Origin of the sequence: Pseudomonas sp. S34, from assembly GCF_009866745.1 — a bacterium.
GTDB lineage: Bacteria > Pseudomonadota > Gammaproteobacteria > Pseudomonadales > Pseudomonadaceae > Aquipseudomonas > Aquipseudomonas jessenii.
The window spans coordinates 5,312,501-5,336,241 of the sequence record NZ_CP019398.1; the positions used below are offsets into that span (position 1 = coordinate 5,312,501).

The window sequence follows — 23,741 nt, forward strand, 5'->3', positions numbered from 1 at the left end:
GTACATCCCCACTGCGAGAATCGCCAACGGATTCATGGCCTCATCCAGTCGCAACCCTTCCACATAGGGCCAGTCGATCAAGGCAAAACCGGAGCGCTGCCCCGGCATGCTTTTGGGATCCTGCAAGGTTTCGAAGCGGATGAATCTGGCTTTCGAGGTCGGCTCGACTTCCTTGAGCAAGGCCGAGAGCGGAAAACCGATCCAGGGAATGACCATCGACCAGGCTTCCACGCAACGCAGCCGGTAGATTCGCTCCTCCAACCGATACGGCTTCATGAGGTCCTCCAGCGCATACCGCCCAGGCTTGCCCACCTCCCCGTCCACCACTACCGACCACGGCTCCGTCTTCAGCGTGCCGGCATTGGCGGCCGGATCACCTTTGTCTGTGCCGAACTCGTAGAAGTTGTTGTAGTGGGTCGCATCCTTGAACGGCGTGATCGCCTCATCTTTGACGCTGATCGCCCCCCACTGGGTAGCCGGAAGTTTTTCGCTGAACCAGGAAGGCGCCTTGCCGGGCTCGACATCCGGATAACGCACAGCATCGCCAGCGCTGGCCCATTGCGGCAGGCTGCCCAGAGCGAAGCCCGCAACCGTGGCGCCGAGCACTTTGCGTCGAGAAAGATAGAGGGATTCAGGCGTGACGTCCGACTCGTGGCAGTCGGACGCTCTGGGGACTTTAATCAGCATGGTTACTCCGCAGCTTTGGAGGACAGATGCACCCATAGACTGCGGAGTATGAGGGAAATTACGCGCTCTTGTTACGGCGAAGACGTAACAGATATTGAACCGGGCCGGAGGCTGCATAGGCGAGAAACACCAGCAGCAGGATACGCGGAGGGTCACTGAACACCACTGCGAACACCAGCACCACGGCGAGAATCGCCACGAAAGGCACTCGCCCCTTCAGGTCCAGCTCCTTGAAGCTGTTGTACTTGATGTTGCTGACCATCAGCATGCCGGCCGCCGCAACCATCAGCGCAACCAGGAAGGACATCTTGGAACCCTGAATGCCGTAGTCACTGAACGCCCAGACGATACCTGCAACCACACCCGCAGCGGCAGGACTGGCCAGACCGATGAAGTAGCGCTTGTCCGCGGTACCGACCTGAGTGTTGAAGCGCGCAAGGCGCAAGGCCGCGCCCGCCACATAGATGAAGGCGACCATCCAGCCAACCTTGCCCATGTCACCCAAGGCCCAACCGAAGGCCAGCAATGCCGGGGCAACACCAAAGGCAACCATGTCCGACAGCGAGTCGTACTCGGCACCGAAGGCGCTCTGGGTATTGGTCATGCGGGCCACGCGCCCATCAAGACCATCGAGCACCATTGCGACGAAGATCGCGATGGCCGCGAACGCGAAATACTTGCTCGCATTGGCCGAGTCACCGGCACTCAAGGCCGCCTGGGCGCTCATTGAGTTGATGATGGAATAGAACCCTGCGAACAGATTCGCAGTGGTGAACAGATTCGGCAGAAGATAGATACCACGATGCCGGACTTTACGACCTTCGGCGTCATGCCCTTCCTCGACATGTTCATCGATGGGCAGCAGGCTTTCGGCGTCAGAAGCCTGGTTTGGCTCTTCGGGGCGTTCGCTCATGGACATTACCTTGCAACGGGTGGAAAGTTTGGACAGGTGTCTGGGACGACGGTTCGGCCACAAACGATGCAGCTTTATACCAGAACCGGCCCCCCAAACGAAAAAACGCGGCCTAAGCCGCGTTTTTCGTACAAGCGCGTGACTTAGTTTTTAGCTTTGTCGACGATCTTGTTGGCACCGATCCACGGCATCATGGAGCGCAGTTGCTCGCCGATGATTTCGATACCGTGAGCGGCGTTGTTACGACGCTTGGCGGTCATCGAAGGATAGCCGGTAGCGCCTTCGCTGATGAACATCTTGGCGTATTCGCCGTCCTGAATACGTTTCAGGGCGTTGCGCATGGCCTGACGGGATTCGGCGTTGATGACTTCAGGGCCGGTCACGTACTCGCCGTATTCGGCGTTGTTGGAGATCGAGTAGTTCATGTTGGCGATACCGCCTTCGTACATGAGGTCAACGATCAGCTTCAGTTCGTGCAGGCACTCGAAGTAGGCCATTTCCGGCGCGTAGCCAGCTTCAACCAGGGTTTCGAAACCGGCCTTGACCAGCTCAACGGTACCGCCGCACAGAACGGCCTGTTCGCCGAACAGGTCGGTTTCAGTCTCGTCCTTGAAGGTGGTTTCGATGATGCCGGTACGACCGCCGCCAACGCCGGCAGCGTAGGACAGGGCGACGTTCTTGGCGTTGCCCGAGGCGTCCTGGTAGATAGCGATCAGATCAGGGATACCGCCGCCCTTCACGAACTCGGAACGTACGGTGTGGCCTGGAGCCTTCGGCGCGATCATGATCACGTCGAGGTCAGCGCGCGGCACAACCTGGTTGTAGTGGATCGCGAAGCCGTGGGAGAAGGCCAGGGTGGCGCCTTTCTTGATGTTCGGCTCGATTTCGTTCTTGTACAGGGAGGACTGGAATTCGTCCGGGGTCAGGATCATGACCAGGTCGGCAGCTGCAACAGCAGAAGCAACGTCGGTCACTTTCAGGCCGTGGGCTTCAGCCTTGGCAACGGTAGCCGAACCTTTACGCAGGCCGACAGTCACGTCAACGCCGGAGTCTTTCAGGTTGCACGCTTGAGCGTGGCCCTGGGAACCGTAACCGATGATGGCAACTTTCTTGCCCTGGATGATCGACAGGTCGCAGTCTTTATCGTAGAAAACTTTCATGAATTTCCCCTATATCAGGCCGTTCAGGCCGTTCGCTAATTTGGTTTAGATGCTGAGTACTTTGTCGCCGCGGGCAATGCCGGTCACGCCACTACGGACGGTCTCCAGAATCGAGGCGGTGCCAATGGACTGAATGAAGCTGTCGAGCTTGTCGCTGGTACCGGTCAGTTGAACGGTATACACGCTGGCGCTGACATCGACGATCTGCCCACGGTAAATATCGGTAGTGCGCTTGATCTCGGCGCGCTGGGCGCCGGTGGCCTTGACCTTGACCAGCATCAGTTCGCGCTCGATGTGAGCACTCTCCGACAGGTCGACCAGTTTTACCACTTCGATCAGCTTGTTCAGGTTCTTGGTGATCTGCTCGATGATTTCATCGTGACCGACCGTGGTCAGCGTCAGACGCGACAGGGTCGGGTCTTCGGTTGGTGCCACAGTCAGGCTTTCGATGTTGTAGTTGCGCTGCGAGAACAGGCCAACCACACGAGACAGAGCACCGGGTTCGTTTTCCAGAAGCAAGGAAATAATGTGCCGCATGATTAGGTACGCTCCGTCTTGCTCAGCCACATATCGCGCATGGAGCCGTCTTTGATCTGCATCGGGTAGACGTGCTCGCTGGTATCGACCGAAATATCGATCACCACCAGGCGATCTTTCATGGCGAACGCTTCTTCCATCTTCGACTTCAAATCTTTCGATTCAGTGATGCGCACGCCAACGTGACCATAGGCTTCAGCCAGCTTGACGAAGTCAGGCAACGACTCCATGTAGGAGTGCGAGTGACGGCTGCCATAGCTCATGTCCTGCCACTGACGAACCATACCCAGAACGCCGTTGTTCAGAATGACGATTTTTACCGGCAAACCGTATTGCAGACAGGTGGACAGCTCCTGGATGTTCATCTGGATACTGCCTTCGCCCGTCACACAGGCGACGTCGGCATCCGGATAGCTCAACTGAATGCCCATGGCCGCCGGGAAACCGAAGCCCATGGTGCCCAGGCCACCGGAGTTGATCCAGCGGTTCGGCTTGTTGAACTTGTAGTACTGCGCAGCAAACATCTGGTGCTGACCCACGTCGGAGGTCACAAAGGCATCGCCATTGGTCACTTCGCACAGGGTTTCGATCACGGTCTGAGGCTTGATCTTGCTGCCGTCGCCCTTGTCATACGGGAACAGGCCGCGATCACCGCGCCACTCGTCAACCTGCTTCCACCAGCTGGCAACGGACTCCTTGTTCGGGGTCTCGCCGATTTCCTTGAGGATCGCGACCATTTCGGTCAGGACACTCTCAACCGGCCCCACGATAGGCACGTCGGCCTTGATGGTCTTGGAGATCGAAGCCGGGTCGATGTCGATGTGAATGATCTTGGCGTTCGGGCAGAACTTCGACGCGCCATTGATGACACGGTCGTCGAAACGTGCGCCGACAGCGAGGATCACGTCAGCATGGTGCATCGCCAGGTTGGCGGTGTAGCTGCCGTGCATGCCGAGCATGCCGATGAACTGACGGTCGGTGCCAGGGTAGCCACCGAGGCCCATCAGGGTATTGGTCACTGGCAGGTTGAGCATCTTCGCCAGTTCGGTCAGTGGTGCGGAACCACCACCCAGAATCACGCCGCCGCCCGAGTACAACACAGGACGCTTGGCCGCCAGGAGCATTTCTGCCGCCTTGCGGATTTGACCGGAGTGACCGCGAACAGCCGGGCTGTAGGAACGCAGCTTGGCTTTTTTCGGGAAGACGTATTCGAACTTCTCGGCCGGGTTGGTCATGTCTTTCGGGATATCGACAACGACCGGGCCAGGACGACCGGATTGCGCCAGGTAGAACGCCTTCTTCATGACTTCCGGGATTTCCGACGCGTGCTTGATCATGAAGCTGTGCTTCACGATCGGCCGGGAGATACCGATCATGTCGGTTTCCTGGAACGCATCGGTGCCAACCATGGTGCTAGGCACCTGGCCGGAAATGATCACCATCGGAATGGAGTCCATGTAGGCGGTGGCGATACCGGTGATGGCGTTTGTTGCGCCAGGACCGGAAGTCACCAGTACCACGCCGGCTTTACCGGTGGCACGGGCGTAGCCGTCAGCCATATGGGTAGCCGCTTGCTCGTGACGAACCAGGATGTGGGTCACTTCCGGTTCTTTGAACAGGGCATCGTAGACATGAAGAAGAGCACCACCCGGGTACCCGTAGATATATTTGACGCCTTCGTCACGCAAGAAGCGGACGAGCATCTCACCGCCAGATAAAAGCTCCACGTTGCTCACCTCTAAAACGCCAGAATACCGCCCACGAAAAATGGGACGGGTCTTAATAGGTTTACTTCTCGGCAGAGCATGAGCGACGGTGGTCGCCGACTACGTCAGCACTGACTGAGCAAGTATTGGGATCGTCCCAAGTGTTGCGGGGCTTTCCCACCCAGCGCGAGGTAACGCGTTGCGGGTGTAACAGGTCGACGCGGATATGCGCCTCATGATCTGCTGAGAGGGTCTGCTTCTGGCAGTCCCTGTACAGCGGACTTTGGATTCTTCTGTTTCGGCCTTCGCAAGTCAAGTCGTCTATGTGCTTTATTCTACTAAGCACATGAGAACGCAAGAAAAAACCCGTAAATCCACCCCGTGTTAGCTTTGATTGCGCAACTTTTGGCAAAAAATTGGCACGCGAATGCACTTACCCTGAAACGGCCGACAAAATAGAGGGATATTGTGAACAACTGCCAGCGGACACTGGCAGCTTCTGGCTCAGCGGGACGCGGTGATCAGTTGATCGAATTCTTTGAGCAGCACCTGTAACTGCCGATCCCTACCCTGGACATTGCGCCCGGCAAAGACCATTTCAGCCATTTCCTGAATGCCCGAAGCATTGGGTAGCGGCAAATCCTGTTCGAGGATCATCTTCATGCGTGGCAGGAAGATCCATTGCAGCCATTGCTCGAATTCCAGTGTGTCGACCGAAAACGGCTCGACACTGGAAAGCGCTTCGGCAGAGGGCGGGGCTTCATCCCACCACCGTTGTACCCGCAACTCGCGCTCGATCAACAACAGTTGATCGGCGATTTTCAGAAATCGCGCATCCATCACAGCGTTACCTTGGCCTTCTGACGAGCCAATGCCGCGCCCTGAGAGTCACCCTGCTTCGCGCGCGCCTGGGCAATCAGCTCCCACAAGCTGGCTTGAAGGGCTGGACGGCCATTGGCAAAGGTCAGCCCACGGCGAGCGAACTGCTCGGCTTGGGCGGCATCGCCCTGAGCCATGCGCACCTGGGCCAGGCGGTAAAGCACCTGCGGCTCACGCGGAGCAACGCGCTGGGCGCGTTCGAGGCTGGAGGAGGCACCATTGAGATCACCGCTCGCCTGTTGCTGTTGAGCGGTAGTCAGCAAAGCCAATACCGGGCCGTCCAGTTGCTCGTCGGCAGAAAGTCCGCCCGAACTGGCCGACGGAATCCCGCTTGGCGACGACGGCATGCTGTAGCTGCCCTGATTGATCGGCGCCGATTGGACCGGCGACGTGTCAATCGGCCCCGGCGTGATCGGCCCCGGCGTGATCGGACCCGGGGTAATCGGCGTGGTGCTGATCGGCGTCGAAGTCGTTGCCGCGCCTGGCACCATCACCACTACGCCGCTGTCACCTTGCGGAATCGCCTGGGTCTGCGACTGACCTTGCGCAGGGCGCTTGACGGTCGTCTGGCGGAAACCGCCATTGGCCGAGATCCGCTCACTGTTGGACACGGCGGTGCCGGAATCCACGACCGGAATCGAGCCACGTTGTACGCTAGAGCAACCGCTGAGCAAAGCTACGGCGGCAACCGCTGGAATCAACCACTTGTTCACTTGAAACCCTCTTTGCTTAATTCATCCAGCCCTTGACCCAGTCCATCACCGTCTCGGCAGGGTTTTCACCACCGCAAGCGGCACCGGGAGGCGGTTCGCTGCCGCGAATATACGGCATCTGCACGGCACCAGGGCAACCGGCGTCAGAACCTTGCCCGGTTCGCGAGTCCACCCAGGCCTGAACGATATTATCCGGCTGCGGCATGTCCAGCGGCAACGGGTCGGCCTTGCGCATAAAGCTGGTCCAGACCTGCAAGGCCCCGGTGGCGCCGGTGAATGGCGTCTTGCCATTGTCGTCGCGACCCAGCCAGACCACCGCCAGCAAGTCCTGGCTGAAACCGGCAAACCAACTGTCTCGCGAATCGTTACTGGTACCGGTCTTGCCCGCCAGGGTCAGGGTCCTTGGCAACGCGTTATAAACCGAGCTGCCGGTACCCTCACGCATCACCCGCTGCATGGCGCTCTGGATCAGGTAAATGGAGGCCGGATCAAAACGCTGCTGAATCTGGAACGGATAACGCTTGAGTGGCTCGCCCTCGGCAGTCAGCACGCTACGAATCCCGCGCATCGGCGTATTGAAGCCGCCGTTGGCGAGGGTCTGGTACATGGTCGCCACTTCGATTGGCGTCATGCCGCCGGCCCCGAGCAACATCGACGGGAAGGCCGGGAATTCACGCGTCACACCCAGGCGCGCCACTGTCTTCAATACGTTCGGCACACCGACTGCCAAACCAAGACGCGCGGTCGACAGGTTGTAGGAATGCGCCAGGCCTTGATAGAGGAACACCGTACCGTGAGAACGGCGATCGTAGTTCTGCGGCTTCCAGACCTGACCATCCGCGCCTTTGACCGAGAAGGACTCGTCCGACAGCCAACTGGTCAATGTGTACTGGCTCGGTTTCTCCAGTGCGGTCAGATAAACAGCCGGCTTGATCAGCGAGCCGATCGGCCGTACAGCATCCAGCGCCCGGTTGAACCCGGCAAAACTGGCCTGGCGACTGCCGATCATGGCCTGCACTTCCCCGGTCTCCGGGTTGGTCACGACCATTGCCGCTTCGACGTCATCGGAACCCTTGCGTCCTGCCAGACGCTTGAAGGTGTCGTTGACCGAGGCCTCAGCCTTCATCTGCAGGATCGGGTCGAAACTGGTGAAGATACGCAGCCCTTCTTCGGTCAAGTCTTCGTCGCGATAGTCTTCGCGCAACTGACGCTTGACCAGATCGAGGAAGCCGGGGAACGAGCTGTCCGCCAGACTGCCGCGCTTGGTCACGCCCAGCGGCATTTTCTTCGCCGCCTCAACCTGCTCGGCGGTCGCGACACCCTGCTCTTGCAGCACATCGAGTACCAGGTTGCGCCGCTCGAGGGCACGCTCCGGATTACGACGGGGGTTATAGGAGGAAGGCCCCTTGACCATGCCCACCAGCAGCGCGACCTGATGCAGCTTGAGCTCGGCCAGCGGCTGGCTGAAGAAGAACTGGCTGGCCAGACCGAAACCGTGCACCGCACGCTGACCGTCCTGCCCGACAAACACTTCGTTGAGGTAAGCCTCAAGGATTTCGCGCTTGTCGTAGTGAAGTTCAAGCAGCAGCGCCATCATCGCTTCGGTGAGTTTGCGGCTCAGGCTGCGCTCGTTGGTCAGGTAGAAGTTCTTGACCAACTGCTGCGTCAGGGTACTGCCGCCCTGACGCATGCGCCCGGACGAACCGTTGACCCAGATTGCACGGGCGATCGACTTCGGCGAAACACCAAAGTGATGATAAAAATCGCGATCCTCGACCGCCACCAGCGTTTCAAGCAAGTACGGTGGCACCTGATCGATCTTGATCAGAATCCGGTCTTCGAGGTTTTTCGGGTACAGGCCGCCGATCAGCAGCGGCTCCAGGCGCACCACCGACAGCTTCGAGCCTTTAGCCCCCGCCAACTCGGCCACGTAATCGCCGGAGAAACGCACCCGCACAGGTTGCGCTTGCTCCATGCCTTCATAGAACTGGAAGCCACGGGTATTCAGATCAACGGTATTGCCGTTGACCGACGCCGCCCCCGGACCGTTGGCCACGCTTTCACGGCGATAACCCAAGGCATCGAGCTCGGTCAGGAAATCATCCCGGCTCAGCTTCTGTCCGACGAACAGCTCGAGCGGGCGCGCGTAAACCTTGGCCGGGATGGTCCAGCGCTTGCCGGAAAACTTCTCCTGGACGATCGCATCAAGGTAAACGGCGAATCCGGCCAGCACCACAAGGGCGACCAGACTGAGTTTAATGGCCCAGCCCATCCACGGGCGCAGGCCCCTGGAGGGTGGTTTTTTCGGGGTACGGGGAGTTCGAGTACGAGTCATGGCGGCGGATTATACGCACTTTATTCATCCTCAACAGGAGCGCTCCGAGGTTTGCGTCAAGCGGACTTGCGGCCATAATGACGGCCTTGAATTTCCCAGACTCTGAAGGATCGCCTGTGAGCCAGTCCCTGATCGCTGCCCTGCAAAACCCTGCCCTCTACCCGCATCCAGTAGAGGGATTCCAGGTCATCGAGACCCATATTTCCTGGGTACTGCTTACCGGCCCCTACGCCTATAAAGTGAAGAAGCCGGTCAATTTCGGTTTTCTCGACTTCACCAGCCTTGAGGCTCGCGGACACTTTTGCGCTGAAGAACTGCGCCTGAACCAGCGTCTGACCGACGATTTGTACCTCGAAGTGCTGCCCGTCACCGGCAGCGCCGAGGCTCCGCAACTGGGCGGTGAAGGCCCAGCCATCGAATATGTACTGAAGATGCGTCAGTTCCCGCAAAACGGCTTGCTCAGCACCCTGCAAGCCAATGGCGAACTGACCACCGCGCACATCGACGAGATGGCCGAGCAAATCGCCCGCTTCCACCTCAGCGCTCCGAAAGTGCCGGCCGGGCACGAAGCCGGTACCCCGGACAGCGTCATGGCGCCGGTGCGGCAGAATTTCGAACAGATCCGTCCGTTCCTCAGCGACAAAGCCGACCTGTTGCAACTCGACGCCCTGCAAGCCTGGGCCGAAAGCAGCTTCGAGCGCCTCAAACCGCTGCTCGCCCAGCGCAAGGCCGAAGGTTTCATTCGTGAATGCCACGGTGATATCCATCTGGGCAATGCAACCGTGATCGACGGCAAGGTCGTGATCTTCGACTGCATCGAATTCAACGAACCGTTTCGCTTTACCGACGTTTATGCCGACACCGGTTTCCTGGCGATGGACCTGGAAGATCGCGGCCTGAAGTGCCTGGCGCGTCGCTTCATCAGCCAGTACCTGGAGCTGACCGGTGACTATCGCGGTCTCGAACTGCTGAACTTCTATAAAGCCTACCGCGCACTGGTTCGCGCCAAGGTTGCCCTGTTCAGCATGCCGGCCGACGCCACTGCGGTGCAGCGCGCCACGACCCTGCGCCAGTACCGCAACTACGCCAACCTGGCCGAAAGCTACAGCACCATTCCTTCACGCTTCATGGCCATTACCCACGGTGTTTCCGCTGTCGGCAAGAGCCATGTAGCCATGCGCCTGGTCGAAGCCCTGGGCGCGATTCGCCTGCGTTCCGATGTCGAGCGCAAGCGCCTGTTCGGCGAGCAAACCGTCGAGAATGACGTACAGGCCGGCATCTATAGCGCCGACGCCAGCGCGGCGACCTATGCCCGCCTCCACGAAATCGCCGACGTCATTCTGCGTGCGGGGTTCCCGGTGGTGGTCGACGCCACTTACCTCAAGCGTGATCAGCGTGACAGTGCAGCGAAGGTGGCCGAGGCCACGGGTGCACCCTTCCTGATCCTCGACTGCAATGCGCCACAGGCTGTAATCGAAAGCTGGCTGGCCATGCGCCAGGCAGACAAGAAAGACCCGTCCGACGCCACCCTGGCTGTTATCGCCGCCCAGCAAGACAGCCGTGAAGCGCTGACACCCGCGGAAATCCTCTGCAGCAAACGCGTCCAGACCAATGAAAGCGGGACGCTCGATACCGTTGTGGAGCAAATTCGCCAGCGCCTGCCAGGGCTGTAAGAACTATTTCAGTCGTGAGGCCCTCGCTGGCTTCACGACCGTCAAATAGTGGCACTATACTGGCGTCATAAAAACATCAGGTGATGCGACATGAGCCAGCCAAAACTTCTCGACACACCGCTATATGCCCTGCTGCACAAAGACGACATCAAAGGCTTCAACAGTGAACGCCCCAAGGATGGCCCCATCGACATGGTGGGTGGAGATTTTCGGGGGCTGGACCTGCGCGAACTGAATGCCGACGGCGTGGATTTCAGCGACGCCTACTTCCGTTCCGCCGACTTGCGCGGCATCGATTTTCGCAAAGCGAACCTGGAAGGCGCGAGCCTGGCCCACGCGCAAATCTCCGGTACGTACTTTCCAGTGGAACTCAGTGCCGACGAAATCCTGATGTCGATGAACTTCGGCACGCGATTGCGCTATCGCACCCGCTGATCATCGTCGCTGACTGACACGTCCGGCGCCTCTCGTTGCGCTGGACGGTGGGGATGTTCGCCCTTTGTTTCCAGATTCTTCCCCGCCTCTCTCTACTGCGCTCATAGACTTGTTCATGCACTGCCAATGCTCGTTTCTTAGAAGCATTTGCGTCGTAAACGAGCAAACAATCACGCTTTTCCTACTGATGGCTACACTCCTCAGAAGATTGCCCACGCTCTCCATTCGGCCATCGCAAGGAGGCTTGATGAATGATGAACTGCAACACCTGAAGAATCTTGGCAAGACGTCAGCGCAATGGCTGCATGCCGTGGGCATCCATAGCGCTTCGGACTTGCGTCGCCTCGGGGCGGTGGATGCTTATCGGGCCGTGCGCACGCGCGGTTTTCGGGCGTCCAAGGTGTTGTTGTACGCAATTGAAGGCGCCCTGATGGACGTTCACTGGAATGATATTCCTGCCGAGCGCAAGGAAGCCCTGAACAAACAACTGGAAGCCATCTCTAAACGCAACAAGAATTGATCCGACAACTATTTCTGAAGTTTTGCAACCTGGAACCCAATGATTGCGGGGCCTGCAGACACAAATCCGGCAAATCGCAAGGAAATCGAAAAACAGCGGTTGACTTGGTAATGAGAATCGATATGATTATCACAACTGGTCGCGAGACTGGTCGATATTCTGAAAAGCCCTTGGTTCGGACTCTCGGATTATCTCCTCATCAGGCTAATCACGGTTATTTGACCCGGCTCTTGCCGGGTCTTTTTTTGCCTGTGGAAAAGTACTGACAGGATGCCGCGATGGATGCTCCATGCAGATCACGACGATGCCAGTGGTCAGGCGCATAAGCAGCTTTCCTTGAAGGTTTCCCGGGCATCGAATGATCAGGCCAAGTATCCTCGACGACAGGCACTTGTCCCCGGCGGGCAAGAGCGCCATTTGATAGCATTTAACCGCCCAGCTCGGACATATCCGGTCACGAGTTGCGGGATCGAGGATAGACATGAAGTTGCTTTGCGCAGGCGCCGAGTTGGTCAATGACAGCAGCCGCGGGTTCGACATCGATGACCAAAAGTTTTTTGCCGTGCGCCGCAGCGGACAGGTTTACGTCTACATCAATCGCTGCCCGCACCGGGGCGTTGCCCTGGAGTGGCATCCCGACCAGTTTCTCGACCCCAGCAACAGCCTGATCCAGTGCGCCACCCATGGCGCACTGTTCCTGATCGAAGACGGTGAATGCGTCGCCGGCCCTTGCGCGGGGCAAGCCTTGACCAGCGTGGTCTGCCACGAGGATGAACAAGGGATCTGGATCAGCCTTTAGCCACTTGGCAACACGTCCAGACGTCGGTCGACCAGCATTTCTTCGTGGCTCAACCGCACACCGTAAGCCAACACCTCGACACCACAGGCAATCGCCTCACGCAAGGCTTGCGCATAAGCGGCATCGATTTCCTGCGCCGGGCGCACGGCCTCGATATCGGTCAGGCAAACGCAGTACAACTGCACCGCGCGAACACCGTCCCTGGCCAGGTGGGCCAGCTCCCGCAAGTGCTTGGCGCCACGCTGGGTGACCGCATCGGGAAACGCCGCCACCGCCGTACCGTCGAAGCCCAGGGTCACGCTTTTAACTTCGACGTAGGCCGGCCCTTCGGGGTAATCAAGGCGGAAATCGATACGACTGTTTTCCTGACCATAGGCCACTTCACGCTTGAGCCCGGTAAAACCGTTCAGCTCGGTGATGACGCCCGCCCGCAGCGCTTCTTCGATCAAACCATTGGCTCGGGCGGTATTCACGCAAAACAGCCGCCCTTGCGGGGTTTCACCGACCTCCCAGGTGCCAGGCAACTTGCGTTTCGGGTCGTTGGAGCGACTGAACCAGACCTGCCCGCCTTCGACCTGACAATTGAGCATCGAGCCAGTGTTCGGGCAGTGAATGGTGAGCAATTCGCCGCCAACGGTTTCGATATCGGCGAGAAAACGCTTGTAACGTCGGATCAGGCGCCCTTCTTCGAGGGGAGGATTAAAACGCATCAGCCTTGCCAGCTCCGCAACCCACGGGCAATGCGCTCGACCGCCTCCTGCAAACGCGCGAGATTTTGCGTATAGGCGAACCGCACATGATGCCCGGCCTGATAACGCCCGAAATCCAGCCCCGGGGTAAATGCCACATGTTCGGTTTCAAGAAAATGTTTACAGAACGCGAAGGCATCGCCGCCGAACTTGCTGATATCGGCGTACAAATAGAAAGCCCCTTCCGGCTCCACGGCAATACCGAAGCCCAGTTCACGCAAGGCCGGTAGCAGGTAATCCCGACGCCGGCCAAATTCGGCGCGACGCTCTTCGAGAATGCTGATGGTTGCCGGCTCGAAACAGGCCAACGCAGCGTACTGCGCCATGCTTGGAGCACTGATGTAGAGGTTCTGGGCGAGCTTTTCCAGCTCACCGACGGCCGCGTCGGGGGCCACCAGCCAGCCGAGCCGCCAACCGGTCATCCCGAAGTACTTCGAAAAGCTGTTCAGAACGAATGCACTGTCGTCGACTTCCAGCACGCTGGCCGCATCGGTGCCGTAGGTCAGGCCGTGATAAATCTCGTCGACCACCAGATGACCGTGGCGCTCCTTGATCGCGACAGACAGCTTCGCCAGCTCGTCGCGGGTCAGGATCGTGCCAGTTGGATTGGCTGGCGACGCCACCAATGCGCCGACGCTGTCGTGGTCCCAATGACGCTCGATCAGGTCCGGCGTCAATTGATAGCGCACCTCCGGACCGACCGGCACCAGTTGTGCCGCGCCTTCGACCAGCCGCAGGAAATGCCGGTTACACGGGTAGCCCGGATCCGCCAGCAACCAGTGTTTACCGGGGTCGACCAGCAAAGCGCTGGCCAGCAGCAACGCGCCGGAGCCGCCAGGCGTGATGAGGATGCGCCGCGGATCGATGTTCAAACCATAACGCTGCTGATAGAAGCCCGAAATGGCCTCGCGCAGCTCTGGAATGCCGCGTGCGGCGGTGTAACGGGTCTTTCCCGCTGTCAGCGCAGCCTGGCCGGCCTGGATGATCGGTTCGGCAGTAGTGAAGTCCGGCTCGCCGATTTCCAGGTGGATCACATCGTGGCCGGCGGCCTGCAATTCATTGGCCCGCGCCAACAGCGCCATGACATGGAAAGGTTCGATCGCGCGACTGCGGGCACTGTAGGGCTGAGCCATTGGCTTTCCTTCAACGGAAAAAAAACCGATTCTACCCAAGCGCAGGAACGAGCGAGAACCTAAAGCGGTCAGAGGCCTTGTAAGCCCGATCACAAACGACGCAGGCGCGCGCGCAAGGTTTGACTAAAATCAATAATTGAGCAGGGTTCCAGAGCCACCAGACAACGGTTTGTCATCAATTGCAAGCACCCTGTGCCGCGAGCTCGACATCCGGGAGTAGCGCGGCCCGAGTTGATCTGGTAAGTTCGCCCGCTTGCAGCCGCAGGGCCGGCAGGTGTCGGTGATGGAGCAATCCTGCGCAGATGGATTACAAGAGTAGAGGCGGTCTATTTCATGTCCACCCAAGCAAAGCAGCAAAACCAGACGATCAGCGGCTTCGAGCCCTATGTTCAGAAAACCGGCGAAGAGTACATGGGCGAGCCCATGCGCAAGCACTTCACCAAGGTCCTGAATCAGTGGAAGAAAGAGCTGATGGAAGGTGTCGACAAGACCGTGGACCACATGAAGGACGAAGCGGCCAACTTTCCTGATCCGGCAGACCGTGCCAGCCAGGAAGAGGAATTCGCCCTCGAACTGCGTGCCCGCGATCGTGAACGCAAGTTGATCAAGAAGATCGACAAGACCCTTCAGTTGATCGAAGACGAAGAGTACGGCTGGTGTGAATCCTGCGGCATCGAGATTGGTGTCAAGCGCCTCGAAGCACGCCCTACCGCCGATCTGTGCATCGACTGCAAGACCCTGGCGGAAATCAAGGAAAAGCAAGTCGGCAAATAATTGCGACTTGAACGAAGAACGGAGCGTGCGAACGCTCCGTTTTTGTTTCCAAAATTCGCTGATGCCCGTTGCGATTAAAATCGCCATCACTGTAGGAGCAAGCTTGCTCGCGATGAACCTGAGAACGCCGCGGGGTACCAGGCTCCCGGCGTTATCGTTGACGGCAATCGCGAGCAAGCTCGCTCCTGCAGGAATCTGACGACAGCCTGGAATAAGTTGCCTTGCCCTGATGACCGCCACCACCTCCCCCACCTACATCGGGCGTTTCGCCCCGACGCCCAGCGGCCATCTGCACTTCGGCTCGCTGGTCGCCGCGCTGGCCTCCTACCTTGACGCGCGCTCGGTGGGCGGACGCTGGCTGATGCGCATGGAGGACCTCGATCCACCCCGCGAGGAACCCGGCGCCCAGGCGGCCATACTCAAGGCACTGGAAAGCTATGGCTTTGAGTGGGATGGCGACCTGGTTCGCCAAAGCGAGCGGCACGATGCCTACGCCGAGGTGCTCAATCGCCTGTTCAATCAAGGCCTGGCCTACGCCTGCACCTGCTCGCGTAAACAGCTGGAGCCGTATCACGGAATTTATCCGGGCTTGTGCCGCAATGCCGGCCACGGCACCGACGATGCGGCCATCCGCCTGCGCGTACCCGAACTGGAATACCATTTCATTGACCGGGTGCAGGGCCAATACCGACAGCATCTGGGGCGGGAAGTCGGCGATTTCGTGATCCGCCGCCGTGACGGGCTCTACGCTTATCAATTGGCGGTGGTCCTGGACGACGCCTGGCAGGGCATCACCGATATCGTTCGCGGTGCCGACTTGCTGGACTCCACGCCCCGCCAGCTCTACCTGCAAGAACTGCTCGGCCTGCCTCAACCGCGTTATCTGCATATCCCGCTGATTACCCAGCCTGATGGCAACAAGCTCGGTAAATCCTACCGTTCGCCGCCGCTAACCGAGGATCAGGCAACGCCCCTACTGCTGCGGGCGCTTCGGGCGCTGGGACAGAACCCGGGAACCGAACTGACGTACGCCACGCCACGGGAAGTGCTGAATTGGGGTATTGCCCACTGGGATGCCTCGCTGATCCCGCGCACACTGAGCCTGCCCGAGGCACAGCTATTGTGATCGCACTTGCAGTGGCGCACCCATCCGTTACCATCGCCGCACGTTTTCGGGCACGCGCATAAAAAAGAGAGGCCGGGATGTACATCTATCGCTTGGTCCTGCTTTTGGTAGTGGGGATTTACCTGTTTTCCCCGGCCATCATGGATTGGTGGATCGACGCCACTGGCGCCTGGTATCGCCCTTATCTGCTCTGGCTGATTCTGATCGTCGTGACCTTCATCCTGCAGAGCCAAAAAGATGCCGATGAGCTTTAGCCTGACCCAGATGATCCTGATCAGCGCCGCATACCTGGCGGTGCTGTTCGGTGTGGCCTGGATCAGCGAACGGGGCATGATTCCCCGGGCGATCATTCGCCACCCGCTGACCTACACCCTGTCACTGGGCGTCTACGCCAGTGCCTGGGCGTTTTACGGCACCGTGGGCCTGGCCTATCAATACGGCTACGGTTTTCTGTCCAGCTACCTGGGCGTTTCCGGGGCATTCCTGCTGGCGCCAGTGCTGCTCTACCCGATCCTGAAGATCACCCGCACCTATCAACTGTCGTCGCTGGCGGACCTGTTTGCCTTCCGCTTCCGCAGTACCTGGGCCGGTGCGCTGACCACGATTTTCATGCTGGTCGGCGTACTGCCGCTGCTGGCCTTGCAAATTCAGGCGGTCGCCGACTCCATCAGCATCCTCACCCGAGAGCCGGTACAGCATCGCGTGGCCCTGAGCTTCTGCGCACTGATTACGCTGTTCACGATTTTCTTCGGCTCCCGTCACATCGCCACCCGCGAAAAGCATGAAGGCCTGGTATTCGCGATTGCCTTCGAGTCGGTGATCAAGCTGATCGCCCTCGGCGGTGTCGGGCTGTATGCGCTTTACGGCGTGTTCGACGGCCCGCAACAGCTTGAACTGTGGCTGCTGCAAAACCAGACCGCGCTCGCCGCCCTGCACACACCGTTGCAGGAAGGCCCGTGGCGTACGCTGCTGCTGGTGTTCTTCGCCTCGGCGATCGTGATGCCGCACATGTATCACATGACCTTTACCGAAAACCTCAACCCGCGTTCGCTGGTGAGTGCGAGCTGGGGCCTTCCGCTGTTCCTGTTGCTAATGAGCCTGGCGGTGCCGCTGATTCTCTGGGCTGGCCTGAAACTGGGCGCCACCACCAACCCGGAATACTTCACCCTGGGAATCGGTATCGCCGCCAACAGCAAGGCTTTGGCGTTGCTGGCCTATGTCGGCGGGCTGTCCGCCGCCAGTGGCCTGATCATCGTCACCACGCTGGCGCTGTCCGGGATGGCCTTGAACCACCTGGTCCTGCCGCTGTATCAACCACCGGCCGAAGGCAACATCTACCGTTGGCTGAAGTGGACTCGCCGGGCGCTGATCGTCGCGATCATCATGGCCGGCTACGGTTTCTACCTGATGCTCGGAGCCGAGCAGGACCTGGCCAACCTCGGCATTGTCGCTTTCGTCGCCACGTTGCAGTTCCTGCCGGGCGTGCTCTCGGTCCTGTATTGGCCGACCGCCAACCGTCGCGGCTTCATCGCCGGCTTGCTGGCGGGGATCCTGGTGTGGCTGGTGACCATGCTGTTACCGCTGGTTGGCAACCTGCAAGGCTTCTACATTCCACTGCTGAACATGATCTACGTGCTGGACGACACCAGCTGGCACATGGCGGCGATTGCCTCGCTGGCGGCCAACGTGCTGATGTTCACGCTGATCTCGCTGTTCACCAACGCCAGCACCGAAGAGGCCAGCGCTGCCGAAGCCTGCGCTGTGGATAACGTTCGCCGCCCGCAACGCCGGGAACTGCACGCCGCCTCGCCCCAGGAGTTCGCCACGCAACTGGCCAAGCCACTGGGTGCAAAAGCGGCGCAGAAAGAAGTGGAACAGGCACTGCGCGACCTCTATCTGCCTTTCGACGAGCGCCGCCCCTATGCCCTGCGTCGCTTGCGTGACCGCATCGAAGCCAATCTCTCCGGCCTGATGGGCCCGAGCGTGGCCCAGGACATGGTCGAAACGTTCCTGCCGTACAAGGCTGGCGGCGAAAACTACGTCACCGAAGACATTCACTTCATCGAAAGCCGCCTCGAGGATTACCACTCGCGCCTGACCGGCCTGGCCGCCGAGCTCGATGCCCTGCGCCGCTATCACCGCCAGACCCTTCAGGAATTGCCGATGGGCGTTTGCTCACTGGCCAAGGATCAGGAGATCCTCATGTGGAACAAGGCCATGGAGGAACTCACCGGCATCGCCGCGCAGCGCGTGGTCGGTTCGCGCCTGAGTACCATTGCCGACCCATGGAAAGACCTGCTGCAAGGCTTCATCAATCTGCCGGACGAGCACTTGCACAAACAGCACCTGGCCCTCGACGGCCAGACACGCTGGTTGAACCTGCACAAAGCGGCGATCGACGAACCCCTCGCGCCAGGCAACAGTGGCCTGGTGTTGCTGGTGGAAGACTTGACCGAAACCCAGATGCTCGAGGACAAACTGGTGCACTCCGAGCGCCTGGCCAGCATCGGTCGACTGGCGGCCGGCGTGGCCCATGAAATCGGCAACCCGATCACCGGTATCGCGTGCCTGGCGCAAAACCTGCGCGAAGAACGTGAAGAAGACGGCGAGCTGAAGGAAATCAGCGGCCAGATCCTCGAGCAGACCAAACGCGTGTCGCGCATCGTCCAGTCGTTGATGAGCTTTGCCCATGCCGGCAGCCATCAGCACAACGACGAGCCCGTCTGTCTGGCCGAAGTGGCTCAGGATGCCATCGGCCTGCTGGCCCTGAACCGACGCAATTTCGAAGTGCAGTTCTACAACCTGTGCGACCCCGAACACTGGGTCGAAGGCGACCCGCAACGGTTGGCCCAGGTATTGATCAACCTGCTTTCAAACGCCCGTGACGCCTCGCCTCCCGGCAGCGCGGTACGGGTCAAGAGCGAAGCCGGCGAACACACGGTCGATCTGATCGTGGAGGACGAAGGCAGCGGTATTCCGTCGAGCATCATGGACCGATTGTTCGAACCTTTCTTCACCACCAAGGACCCTGGCGAAGGCACCGGTCTGGGCCTTGCACTGGTCTATTCCATCGTTGAAGAGCATTATGGACAAATCACCATCGACAGCCCGGCTGATGTTCAAAGCCAACGCGGTACCCGAATCAGGGTTACCTTGCCGCGTCATGTCGAAGCGACGTCCGCTGTGAACTGAGACCGTCGAGAGTATCGAATCAATGCCGCACATTTTGATCGTCGAAGACGAAACCATTATCCGCTCCGCCTTGCGCCGCCTGCTGGAACGTAACCAGTACCAGGTCAGCGAAGCCGGATCAGTGCAGGAAGCACAAGAACGCTTCACCATTCCCTCGTTCGACCTGATCATCAGTGACCTGCGCCTGCCGGGCGCGCCTGGCACGGAGTTGATCAAGCTCGCCCAGGGCACGCCGGTGCTGATCATGACCAGCTATGCCAGCCTGCGCTCGGCGGTCGACTCGATGAAAATGGGCGCGGTGGACTACATTGCCAAGCCATTCGACCATGACGAAATGCTGCAAGCGGCCGCACGAATCCTGCGTGACCGACAAACGGTACAAGCCGGCGGTGAAGCGGTTGCCGGCAAAGCCGCCAACGGTGCGGCGAAATCCGGTACCGACAACAGCAACGGTGAGATCGGCATTATCGGCTCGTGCCCACCGATGCAGGACCTGTACGTCAAGATCCGCAAAGTGGCACCGACCGACTCCAACGTTCTGATCCAGGGCGAATCGGGTACCGGTAAGGAACTGGTGGCGCGCGCCCTGCACAACCTGTCCAAACGTGCCAAGGCGCCGATGATTTCGGTGAACTGCGCGGCCATTCCGGAAAGCCTGATCGAGTCCGAACTGTTCGGCCACGAAAAAGGCGCATTCACCGGCGCCAGCGCCGGGCGCGCCGGCCTGGTGGAAGCGGCGGACGGCGGCACCTTGTTCCTCGACGAAATCGGCGAACTGCCACTGGAAGCCCAGGCTCGCCTGCTGCGCGTATTGCAGGAAGGCGAGATTCGTCGCGTGGGCTCGGTGCAGTCGCAAAAAGTCGATGTGCGCCTGATCGCCGCGACTCACCGCGACCTCAAGAGCCTGGCGAAGATCGGCCAGTTCCGTGAAGACTTGTATTACCGCCTCCACGTTATCGCGCTGAAGCTGCCAGCCCTGCGCGAACGCGGTGCGGACGTCAACGAAATCGCCAATGCGTTCCTGGCGCGGCAAAGTGCGCGGATCAACCGCACCGACCTGAAATTCGCCGCGGATGCCGAGCAAGCCATTCGTCACTACTCCTGGCCGGGCAACGTTCGTGAACTGGAAAACGCCGTCGAGCGCGCCGTTATCCTATGCGAAAGCCCGGAAATCTCCGCCGAGCTGTTGGGTATCGACATCGAACTGGGCGACCTGGAAGACGACGAATTCATTGGCCTGGCGCCACAACAGGGCAACGCCAGTAACAGCAACCACGAACCGACCGAAGATCTCTCCCTGGAAGACTACTTCCAGCATTTCGTCCTCGAACATCAGGACCACATGACCGAAACCGAGCTGGCCCGCAAGCTCGGGGTCAGCCGCAAATGCCTGTGGGAGCGCCGTCAACGCCTGGGCATCCCACGTCGCAAGACCGGGGTGACCAGCGAAAGCTGAACCGTACCTGTCTCATGTGCGGGTAACACATGACTTTGTGAAAAAACTGTTACCTCAGTTTTTTCACGTAACAGAAGCCGGGGCTTACGGTAACGAAGCCCCGGCTTTTTTTGGCCCTCGAAATGCCTGCCGACCGGCCTAACCCCTTGTTTTATTGGGTTTCGCAAAAGTTGGCACGCACCCTGCTATATGTTTGGTACAAGAACAATAACAAGCAATGCACAAGACAATAAAAATAAGACGAATCGACTCACGCACAATAAAAACAAGACGGCGAGAGGCGCAGCTAACTGATTCTTTTGGAGAGGCGTTGTATTTGGGGCTTGCCCCACGACCAGGCCGAGAACAACAAAAAACTGTCTTAAGACAGAGCCTGTACTGGTTGGATCGAAAGATCACTGCAATTCAGCGACCAAAGCAATCCGTTTGCTCTTGGCTCCCGATTGGGAGGGTCATGAAGGAAAGCTTCATGGCGAGGGCACTCAACAAAAACAAGAAGCCCGAAACCAAAAATAAAAATAGAGCATGCAACTACTTCTTGGGGAGCTTCGGCTCCCCTTGTGGTTTCTGCGATCCCCCCATACCCGCTCCTACATCTCATATCTGCTGTCTCCTACACCATCCCCCGACTAAATGCTAGAATCCCCGCCCATCATGCGGTCATTCTTCTGTTATGGCCGAATATTCCTTCAAACAGTGCATCCCATGCTGAAGAAGCTGTTCCAGTCATTCCGTTCTCCCAAGCGTCCTACGCAACACATTCGCAGCACGCCTGAAGTGCTCAACAGCGGCCAACACTCGCTGCAGAAGGCGCAATTCAGCCGTTACGCGGTGAATATCGTTGAACGCCTGCAGAACGCCGGTTATCAGGCTTATCTGGTTGGCGGTTGCGTGCGCGACATGCTGCTGGGTATCACCCCGAAAGATTTCGACGTTGCCACCAGCGCCACACCCGAGCAGGTACGGGCCGAATTCCGTAACGCGCGAATCATCGGGCGCCGGTTCAAACTGGTGCACATCCACTTCGGCCGCGAAATCATCGAAGTCGCGACCTTCCGCGCCAATCACCCGCAAAACGAAGACGAGGAAGACAGCAACCAGTCTTCGCGCAACGAAAGCGGGCGCATCTTGCGCGATAACGTTTACGGCACCCTGGAAGAGGACGCGCAACGTCGCGACTTCACCATCAATGCCTTGTATTACGATCCGGTCAGCGAACGCATCCTCGACTACGCCAACGGCGTACACGACATCCGCAATCACCTGATCCGCCTGATCGGCGATCCGACGCAACGCTACCAGGAAGACCCGGTACGGATGCTGCGGGCCGTGCGTTTCGCCGCCAAGCTGAACTTCGGCATCGAAAAACACAGCGCCCTGCCTATCCGCGGCCTGGCGCCGATGCTGCGCGAGATCCCGTCGGCTCGTCTGTTCGAAGAAGTGCTCAAGCTGTTCCTCTCCGGCCATGCCGCCGACACGTTTGAAATGCTGGTCGACCTGCAGTTGTTCGATCCACTGTTCCCGGCCAGCGCCGAAGCACTGGAATACAACCCGACGTACACCCACACCCTGATCAGCGAAGCCCTGATCAATACCGACCTGCGGATCAAGCAGAACAAACCGGTGACCCCGGCGTTCCTGTTTGCAGCCCTGCTCTGGCCTGCCCTGCCGGCCCGCGTCCTGCGCCTGCAGGAGCGTGGCATGCCGCCGATTCCGGCGATGCAGGAAGCGGCGCACGAACTCATTGCCGAGCAGTGCCAGCGCATTGCGATTCCGAAACGCTTCACCATGCCGATCCGCGAAATCTGGGACATGCAGGAACGCCTGCCCCGCCGCAGCGGCAAGCGTGCCGATCTGTTGCTGGACAATCCGCGCTTCCGCGCCGGCTACGACTTCCTGCTGCTACGTGAAAGCGCCGGCGAGCAGACCGATGGCCTGGGCGAATGGTGGACGGACTATCAGGACGCCAACGAAAGCGAGCGTCGCGACATGATTCGCGACCTCAGCGGCAAGGACGAAGGCACCGGCGCCCCGCGCAAGCGTCGCCGCAGCGGTGGTTCCAAGCGCAAACGCGCTGCCGGCGCTTCGAGCACCACGGGCGAGTAATCCATGGAACGCATCTACATCGGCATGGGCAGCAATCTGGCTGACCCCGCCGAACAATTGCGCAGTGCCGTCGAAGCGCTGGCGCAGTTGCCGCAATCGGAGTTGGTCGGGGTTTCTGCGTTTTACCAAAGTGACTCGCTTCTGCCCGGCCAACCGCGTTACACCAATGCAGTCGCCGCTCTCGACAGCACACTGGCGCCGCTGGATCTTCTGGATGCCTTGCAGGCCATCGAAAACGGCCAGGGTCGCGAGCGTCTTGAGCGCTGGGGGCCACGCACGCTAGACCTCGACATCCTGCTGTTCGGTGATCGCCTGATCGACGAACCGCGCCTCAAGGTTCCCCATTACCACATGCAGGAACGGGCCTTCGTGTTGTACCCGCTGGCGGAACTGGCACCTGCGGATCTGCACTTGGCCGATGGCCGGAACTTGGCCGAACTGCTCAAGGCATGCCCGTTCGTCGGCCTGGAACGCCTCCTCCCGACGTGACACAAATACCCTGTGGGAGCGGGCTTGCTCGCAAAAGCGGTGTATCAATCAACATTAATGTTGAATCTGATGCGCCCTTCGCGAGCAAGCCCGCTCCCACATTGGTTTTGTGTCGCGCACAAGATCTGCTGCTGAATCGCATCAGTTACCCCGGTAACACCCCACCCGTAACAATGCGGTAACACACGCAATTGACTTCCCTCGTTCTCCTCACGACTATAGGCGTCCCGCTGCCGCCTACACGGCGTTCAAGGGCGCAATCCAGGCCTTAAAAGCACGACGAAAGAGCGTGCGCCTGTATTCAACGAAGAATCACGCGCGTTACTCGCAGTAGTTTTCACAGCGCCTGAATGAGGAAC

General features: G+C 59.3%; 21 protein-coding genes (1 of these 21 cut by a window edge). 11 read left to right on the forward strand and 10 right to left on the reverse strand.

Annotation, left to right across the window (positions count from 1 at the left end; all coding sequences use genetic code 11):
• From msrP to mrcB, 8 genes are all read right to left on the reverse strand, one after another.
• A protein-coding gene (msrP, locus tag PspS34_RS23720; RefSeq protein WP_154862193.1) for a protein-methionine-sulfoxide reductase catalytic subunit MsrP crosses the window boundary here: on the reverse strand, window positions 1-687 show its 5' portion. It extends 327 nt beyond the left edge of the window; the window shows 687 of its 1,014 coding nt (coding positions 1-687); its start codon is at window positions 685-687; its stop codon lies off the left edge, out of view.
• 58 nt (window positions 688-745) lie between these two features.
• On the reverse strand, window positions 746-1,600 hold the full coding sequence (gene pssA / locus PspS34_RS23725) for a CDP-diacylglycerol--serine O-phosphatidyltransferase (protein ID WP_007971084.1): 855 nt from the start codon (window positions 1,598-1,600) through the stop codon (window positions 746-748).
• Window positions 1,601-1,743: 143 nt separating this feature from the next.
• Window positions 1,744-2,760 carry a ketol-acid reductoisomerase gene (ilvC, locus tag PspS34_RS23730; RefSeq protein ID WP_003228216.1) on the reverse strand — a complete coding sequence of 339 codons (1,017 nt, stop codon included), beginning with the start codon at window positions 2,758-2,760 and terminating at the stop codon, window positions 1,744-1,746.
• A 45-nt stretch (window positions 2,761-2,805) separates the two neighbouring features.
• Window positions 2,806-3,297, reverse strand: coding sequence for an acetolactate synthase small subunit (ilvN, locus tag PspS34_RS23735; protein ID WP_003205610.1), 492 nt, complete (start codon window positions 3,295-3,297; stop codon window positions 2,806-2,808).
• Window positions 3,298-3,299: 2 nt separating this feature from the next.
• A complete protein-coding gene (locus PspS34_RS23740) occupies window positions 3,300-5,024 on the reverse strand; it encodes an acetolactate synthase 3 large subunit (protein WP_057716561.1) in 1,725 nt (574 codons plus the stop codon).
• Between the two features lie 483 nt (window positions 5,025-5,507).
• Complete coding sequence (locus tag PspS34_RS23745) at window positions 5,508-5,843, reverse strand: YqcC family protein (protein ID WP_154862192.1); 336 nt, start codon at window positions 5,841-5,843, stop codon at window positions 5,508-5,510.
• Entirely contained in the window at window positions 5,843-6,595 is a 753-nt protein-coding gene (locus PspS34_RS23750; RefSeq protein WP_154862191.1) for a tetratricopeptide repeat protein, read from the reverse strand. The genes PspS34_RS23745 and PspS34_RS23750 overlap by 1 nt, the downstream gene beginning before the upstream one ends.
• A 16-nt stretch (window positions 6,596-6,611) precedes the next feature.
• Window positions 6,612-8,930: a penicillin-binding protein 1B gene (mrcB, locus tag PspS34_RS23755; RefSeq protein WP_150813452.1), complete on the reverse strand. Its 2,319-nt coding sequence runs from the start codon at window positions 8,928-8,930 to the stop codon at window positions 6,612-6,614.
• A 116-nt stretch (window positions 8,931-9,046) separates the two neighbouring features.
• On the opposite strand from mrcB, the gene PspS34_RS23760 reads away from it, so the two are divergent.
• The 4 genes from PspS34_RS23760 to PspS34_RS23775 all read left to right on the forward strand — a co-directional run bounded on the left by PspS34_RS23760 (window position 9,047) and on the right by PspS34_RS23775 (window position 12,357).
• Entirely contained in the window at window positions 9,047-10,603 is a 1,557-nt protein-coding gene (locus PspS34_RS23760) for a bifunctional aminoglycoside phosphotransferase/ATP-binding protein (protein WP_057713282.1), read from the forward strand.
• A gap of 90 nt (window positions 10,604-10,693) precedes the next feature.
• Complete coding sequence (locus PspS34_RS23765; RefSeq protein WP_008053898.1) at window positions 10,694-11,038, forward strand: pentapeptide repeat-containing protein; 345 nt, start codon at window positions 10,694-10,696, stop codon at window positions 11,036-11,038.
• 247 nt (window positions 11,039-11,285) lie between these two features.
• A complete protein-coding gene (locus tag PspS34_RS23770) occupies window positions 11,286-11,558 on the forward strand; it encodes a TfoX/Sxy family protein (RefSeq protein WP_154862190.1) in 273 nt (90 codons plus the stop codon).
• 481 nt (window positions 11,559-12,039) lie between these two features.
• Window positions 12,040-12,357: a Rieske 2Fe-2S domain-containing protein gene (locus tag PspS34_RS23775; RefSeq protein WP_150813454.1), complete on the forward strand. Its 318-nt coding sequence runs from the start codon at window positions 12,040-12,042 to the stop codon at window positions 12,355-12,357.
• Here PspS34_RS23775 and sfsA read toward each other — a convergent pair.
• Complete coding sequence (gene sfsA, locus PspS34_RS23780) at window positions 12,354-13,067, reverse strand: DNA/RNA nuclease SfsA (RefSeq protein WP_154862189.1); 714 nt, start codon at window positions 13,065-13,067, stop codon at window positions 12,354-12,356. The genes PspS34_RS23775 and sfsA overlap by 4 nt on opposite strands.
• On the reverse strand, window positions 13,067-14,239 hold the full coding sequence (locus PspS34_RS23785) for a pyridoxal phosphate-dependent aminotransferase (protein ID WP_150813456.1): 1,173 nt from the start codon (window positions 14,237-14,239) through the stop codon (window positions 13,067-13,069). The genes sfsA and PspS34_RS23785 overlap by 1 nt, the downstream gene beginning before the upstream one ends.
• A gap of 333 nt (window positions 14,240-14,572) precedes the next feature.
• Here PspS34_RS23785 and dksA point away from each other — a divergent pair, with 333 nt between their 5' ends.
• The 7 genes from dksA (at window position 14,573) to folK (ending at window position 23,382) form a co-directional block, all read left to right on the forward strand.
• Window positions 14,573-15,013, forward strand: coding sequence for an RNA polymerase-binding protein DksA (gene dksA, locus PspS34_RS23790; RefSeq protein WP_008053890.1), 441 nt, complete (start codon window positions 14,573-14,575; stop codon window positions 15,011-15,013).
• A gap of 229 nt (window positions 15,014-15,242) precedes the next feature.
• Window positions 15,243-16,139 (forward strand): tRNA glutamyl-Q(34) synthetase GluQRS, encoded by an 897-nt coding sequence (gene gluQRS / locus PspS34_RS23795; protein WP_154862188.1) that lies wholly within the window; start codon window positions 15,243-15,245, stop codon window positions 16,137-16,139.
• A gap of 77 nt (window positions 16,140-16,216) precedes the next feature.
• Entirely contained in the window at window positions 16,217-16,393 is a 177-nt protein-coding gene (locus PspS34_RS23800) for a hypothetical protein (protein ID WP_003176118.1), read from the forward strand.
• The gene (locus PspS34_RS23805; protein WP_167362842.1) at window positions 16,377-19,331 is read left to right on the forward strand and encodes a sensor histidine kinase; all 2,955 of its coding nucleotides are present in this window, start codon (window positions 16,377-16,379) and stop codon (window positions 19,329-19,331) included. The genes PspS34_RS23800 and PspS34_RS23805 overlap by 17 nt, the downstream gene beginning before the upstream one ends.
• Window positions 19,332-19,353: 22 nt before the next feature.
• A complete protein-coding gene (locus tag PspS34_RS23810) occupies window positions 19,354-20,787 on the forward strand; it encodes a sigma-54 dependent transcriptional regulator (protein ID WP_150813460.1) in 1,434 nt (477 codons plus the stop codon).
• Between the two features lie 705 nt (window positions 20,788-21,492).
• A complete protein-coding gene (locus PspS34_RS23815) occupies window positions 21,493-22,893 on the forward strand; it encodes a polynucleotide adenylyltransferase PcnB (RefSeq protein ID WP_056728631.1) in 1,401 nt (466 codons plus the stop codon).
• 3 nt (window positions 22,894-22,896) lie between these two features.
• On the forward strand, window positions 22,897-23,382 hold the full coding sequence (gene folK, locus PspS34_RS23820; RefSeq protein ID WP_150813462.1) for a 2-amino-4-hydroxy-6-hydroxymethyldihydropteridine diphosphokinase: 486 nt from the start codon (window positions 22,897-22,899) through the stop codon (window positions 23,380-23,382).
• The last annotated feature ends 359 nt before the right edge of the window (window positions 23,383-23,741 follow it).

Coding starts and splice junctions, on each gene's coding strand:
- pssA (WP_007971084.1), bottom strand. CDS start 1,600: ATGAGCGAACGCCCCGAAGAGCCAAACCAGGCTTCTGACGCCGAAAGC.
- ilvC (WP_003228216.1), bottom strand. CDS start 2,760: ATGAAAGTTTTCTACGATAAAGACTGCGACCTGTCGATCATCCAGGGC.
- ilvN (WP_003205610.1), bottom strand. CDS start 3,297: ATGCGGCACATTATTTCCTTGCTTCTGGAAAACGAACCCGGTGCTCTG.
- PspS34_RS23745 (WP_154862192.1), bottom strand. CDS start 5,843: ATGGATGCGCGATTTCTGAAAATCGCCGATCAACTGTTGTTGATCGAG.
- mrcB (WP_150813452.1), bottom strand. CDS start 8,930: ATGACTCGTACTCGAACTCCCCGTACCCCGAAAAAACCACCCTCCAGG.
- PspS34_RS23765 (WP_008053898.1), top strand. CDS start 10,694: ATGAGCCAGCCAAAACTTCTCGACACACCGCTATATGCCCTGCTGCAC.
- PspS34_RS23770 (WP_154862190.1), top strand. CDS start 11,286: ATGAATGATGAACTGCAACACCTGAAGAATCTTGGCAAGACGTCAGCG.
- PspS34_RS23775 (WP_150813454.1), top strand. CDS start 12,040: ATGAAGTTGCTTTGCGCAGGCGCCGAGTTGGTCAATGACAGCAGCCGC.
- sfsA (WP_154862189.1), bottom strand. CDS start 13,067: ATGCGTTTTAATCCTCCCCTCGAAGAAGGGCGCCTGATCCGACGTTAC.
- PspS34_RS23785 (WP_150813456.1), bottom strand. CDS start 14,239: ATGGCTCAGCCCTACAGTGCCCGCAGTCGCGCGATCGAACCTTTCCAT.
- dksA (WP_008053890.1), top strand. CDS start 14,573: ATGTCCACCCAAGCAAAGCAGCAAAACCAGACGATCAGCGGCTTCGAG.
- gluQRS (WP_154862188.1), top strand. CDS start 15,243: ATGACCGCCACCACCTCCCCCACCTACATCGGGCGTTTCGCCCCGACG.
- PspS34_RS23800 (WP_003176118.1), top strand. CDS start 16,217: ATGTACATCTATCGCTTGGTCCTGCTTTTGGTAGTGGGGATTTACCTG.
- PspS34_RS23805 (WP_167362842.1), top strand. CDS start 16,377: ATGCCGATGAGCTTTAGCCTGACCCAGATGATCCTGATCAGCGCCGCA.
- PspS34_RS23810 (WP_150813460.1), top strand. CDS start 19,354: ATGCCGCACATTTTGATCGTCGAAGACGAAACCATTATCCGCTCCGCC.
- PspS34_RS23815 (WP_056728631.1), top strand. CDS start 21,493: ATGCTGAAGAAGCTGTTCCAGTCATTCCGTTCTCCCAAGCGTCCTACG.
- folK (WP_150813462.1), top strand. CDS start 22,897: ATGGAACGCATCTACATCGGCATGGGCAGCAATCTGGCTGACCCCGCC.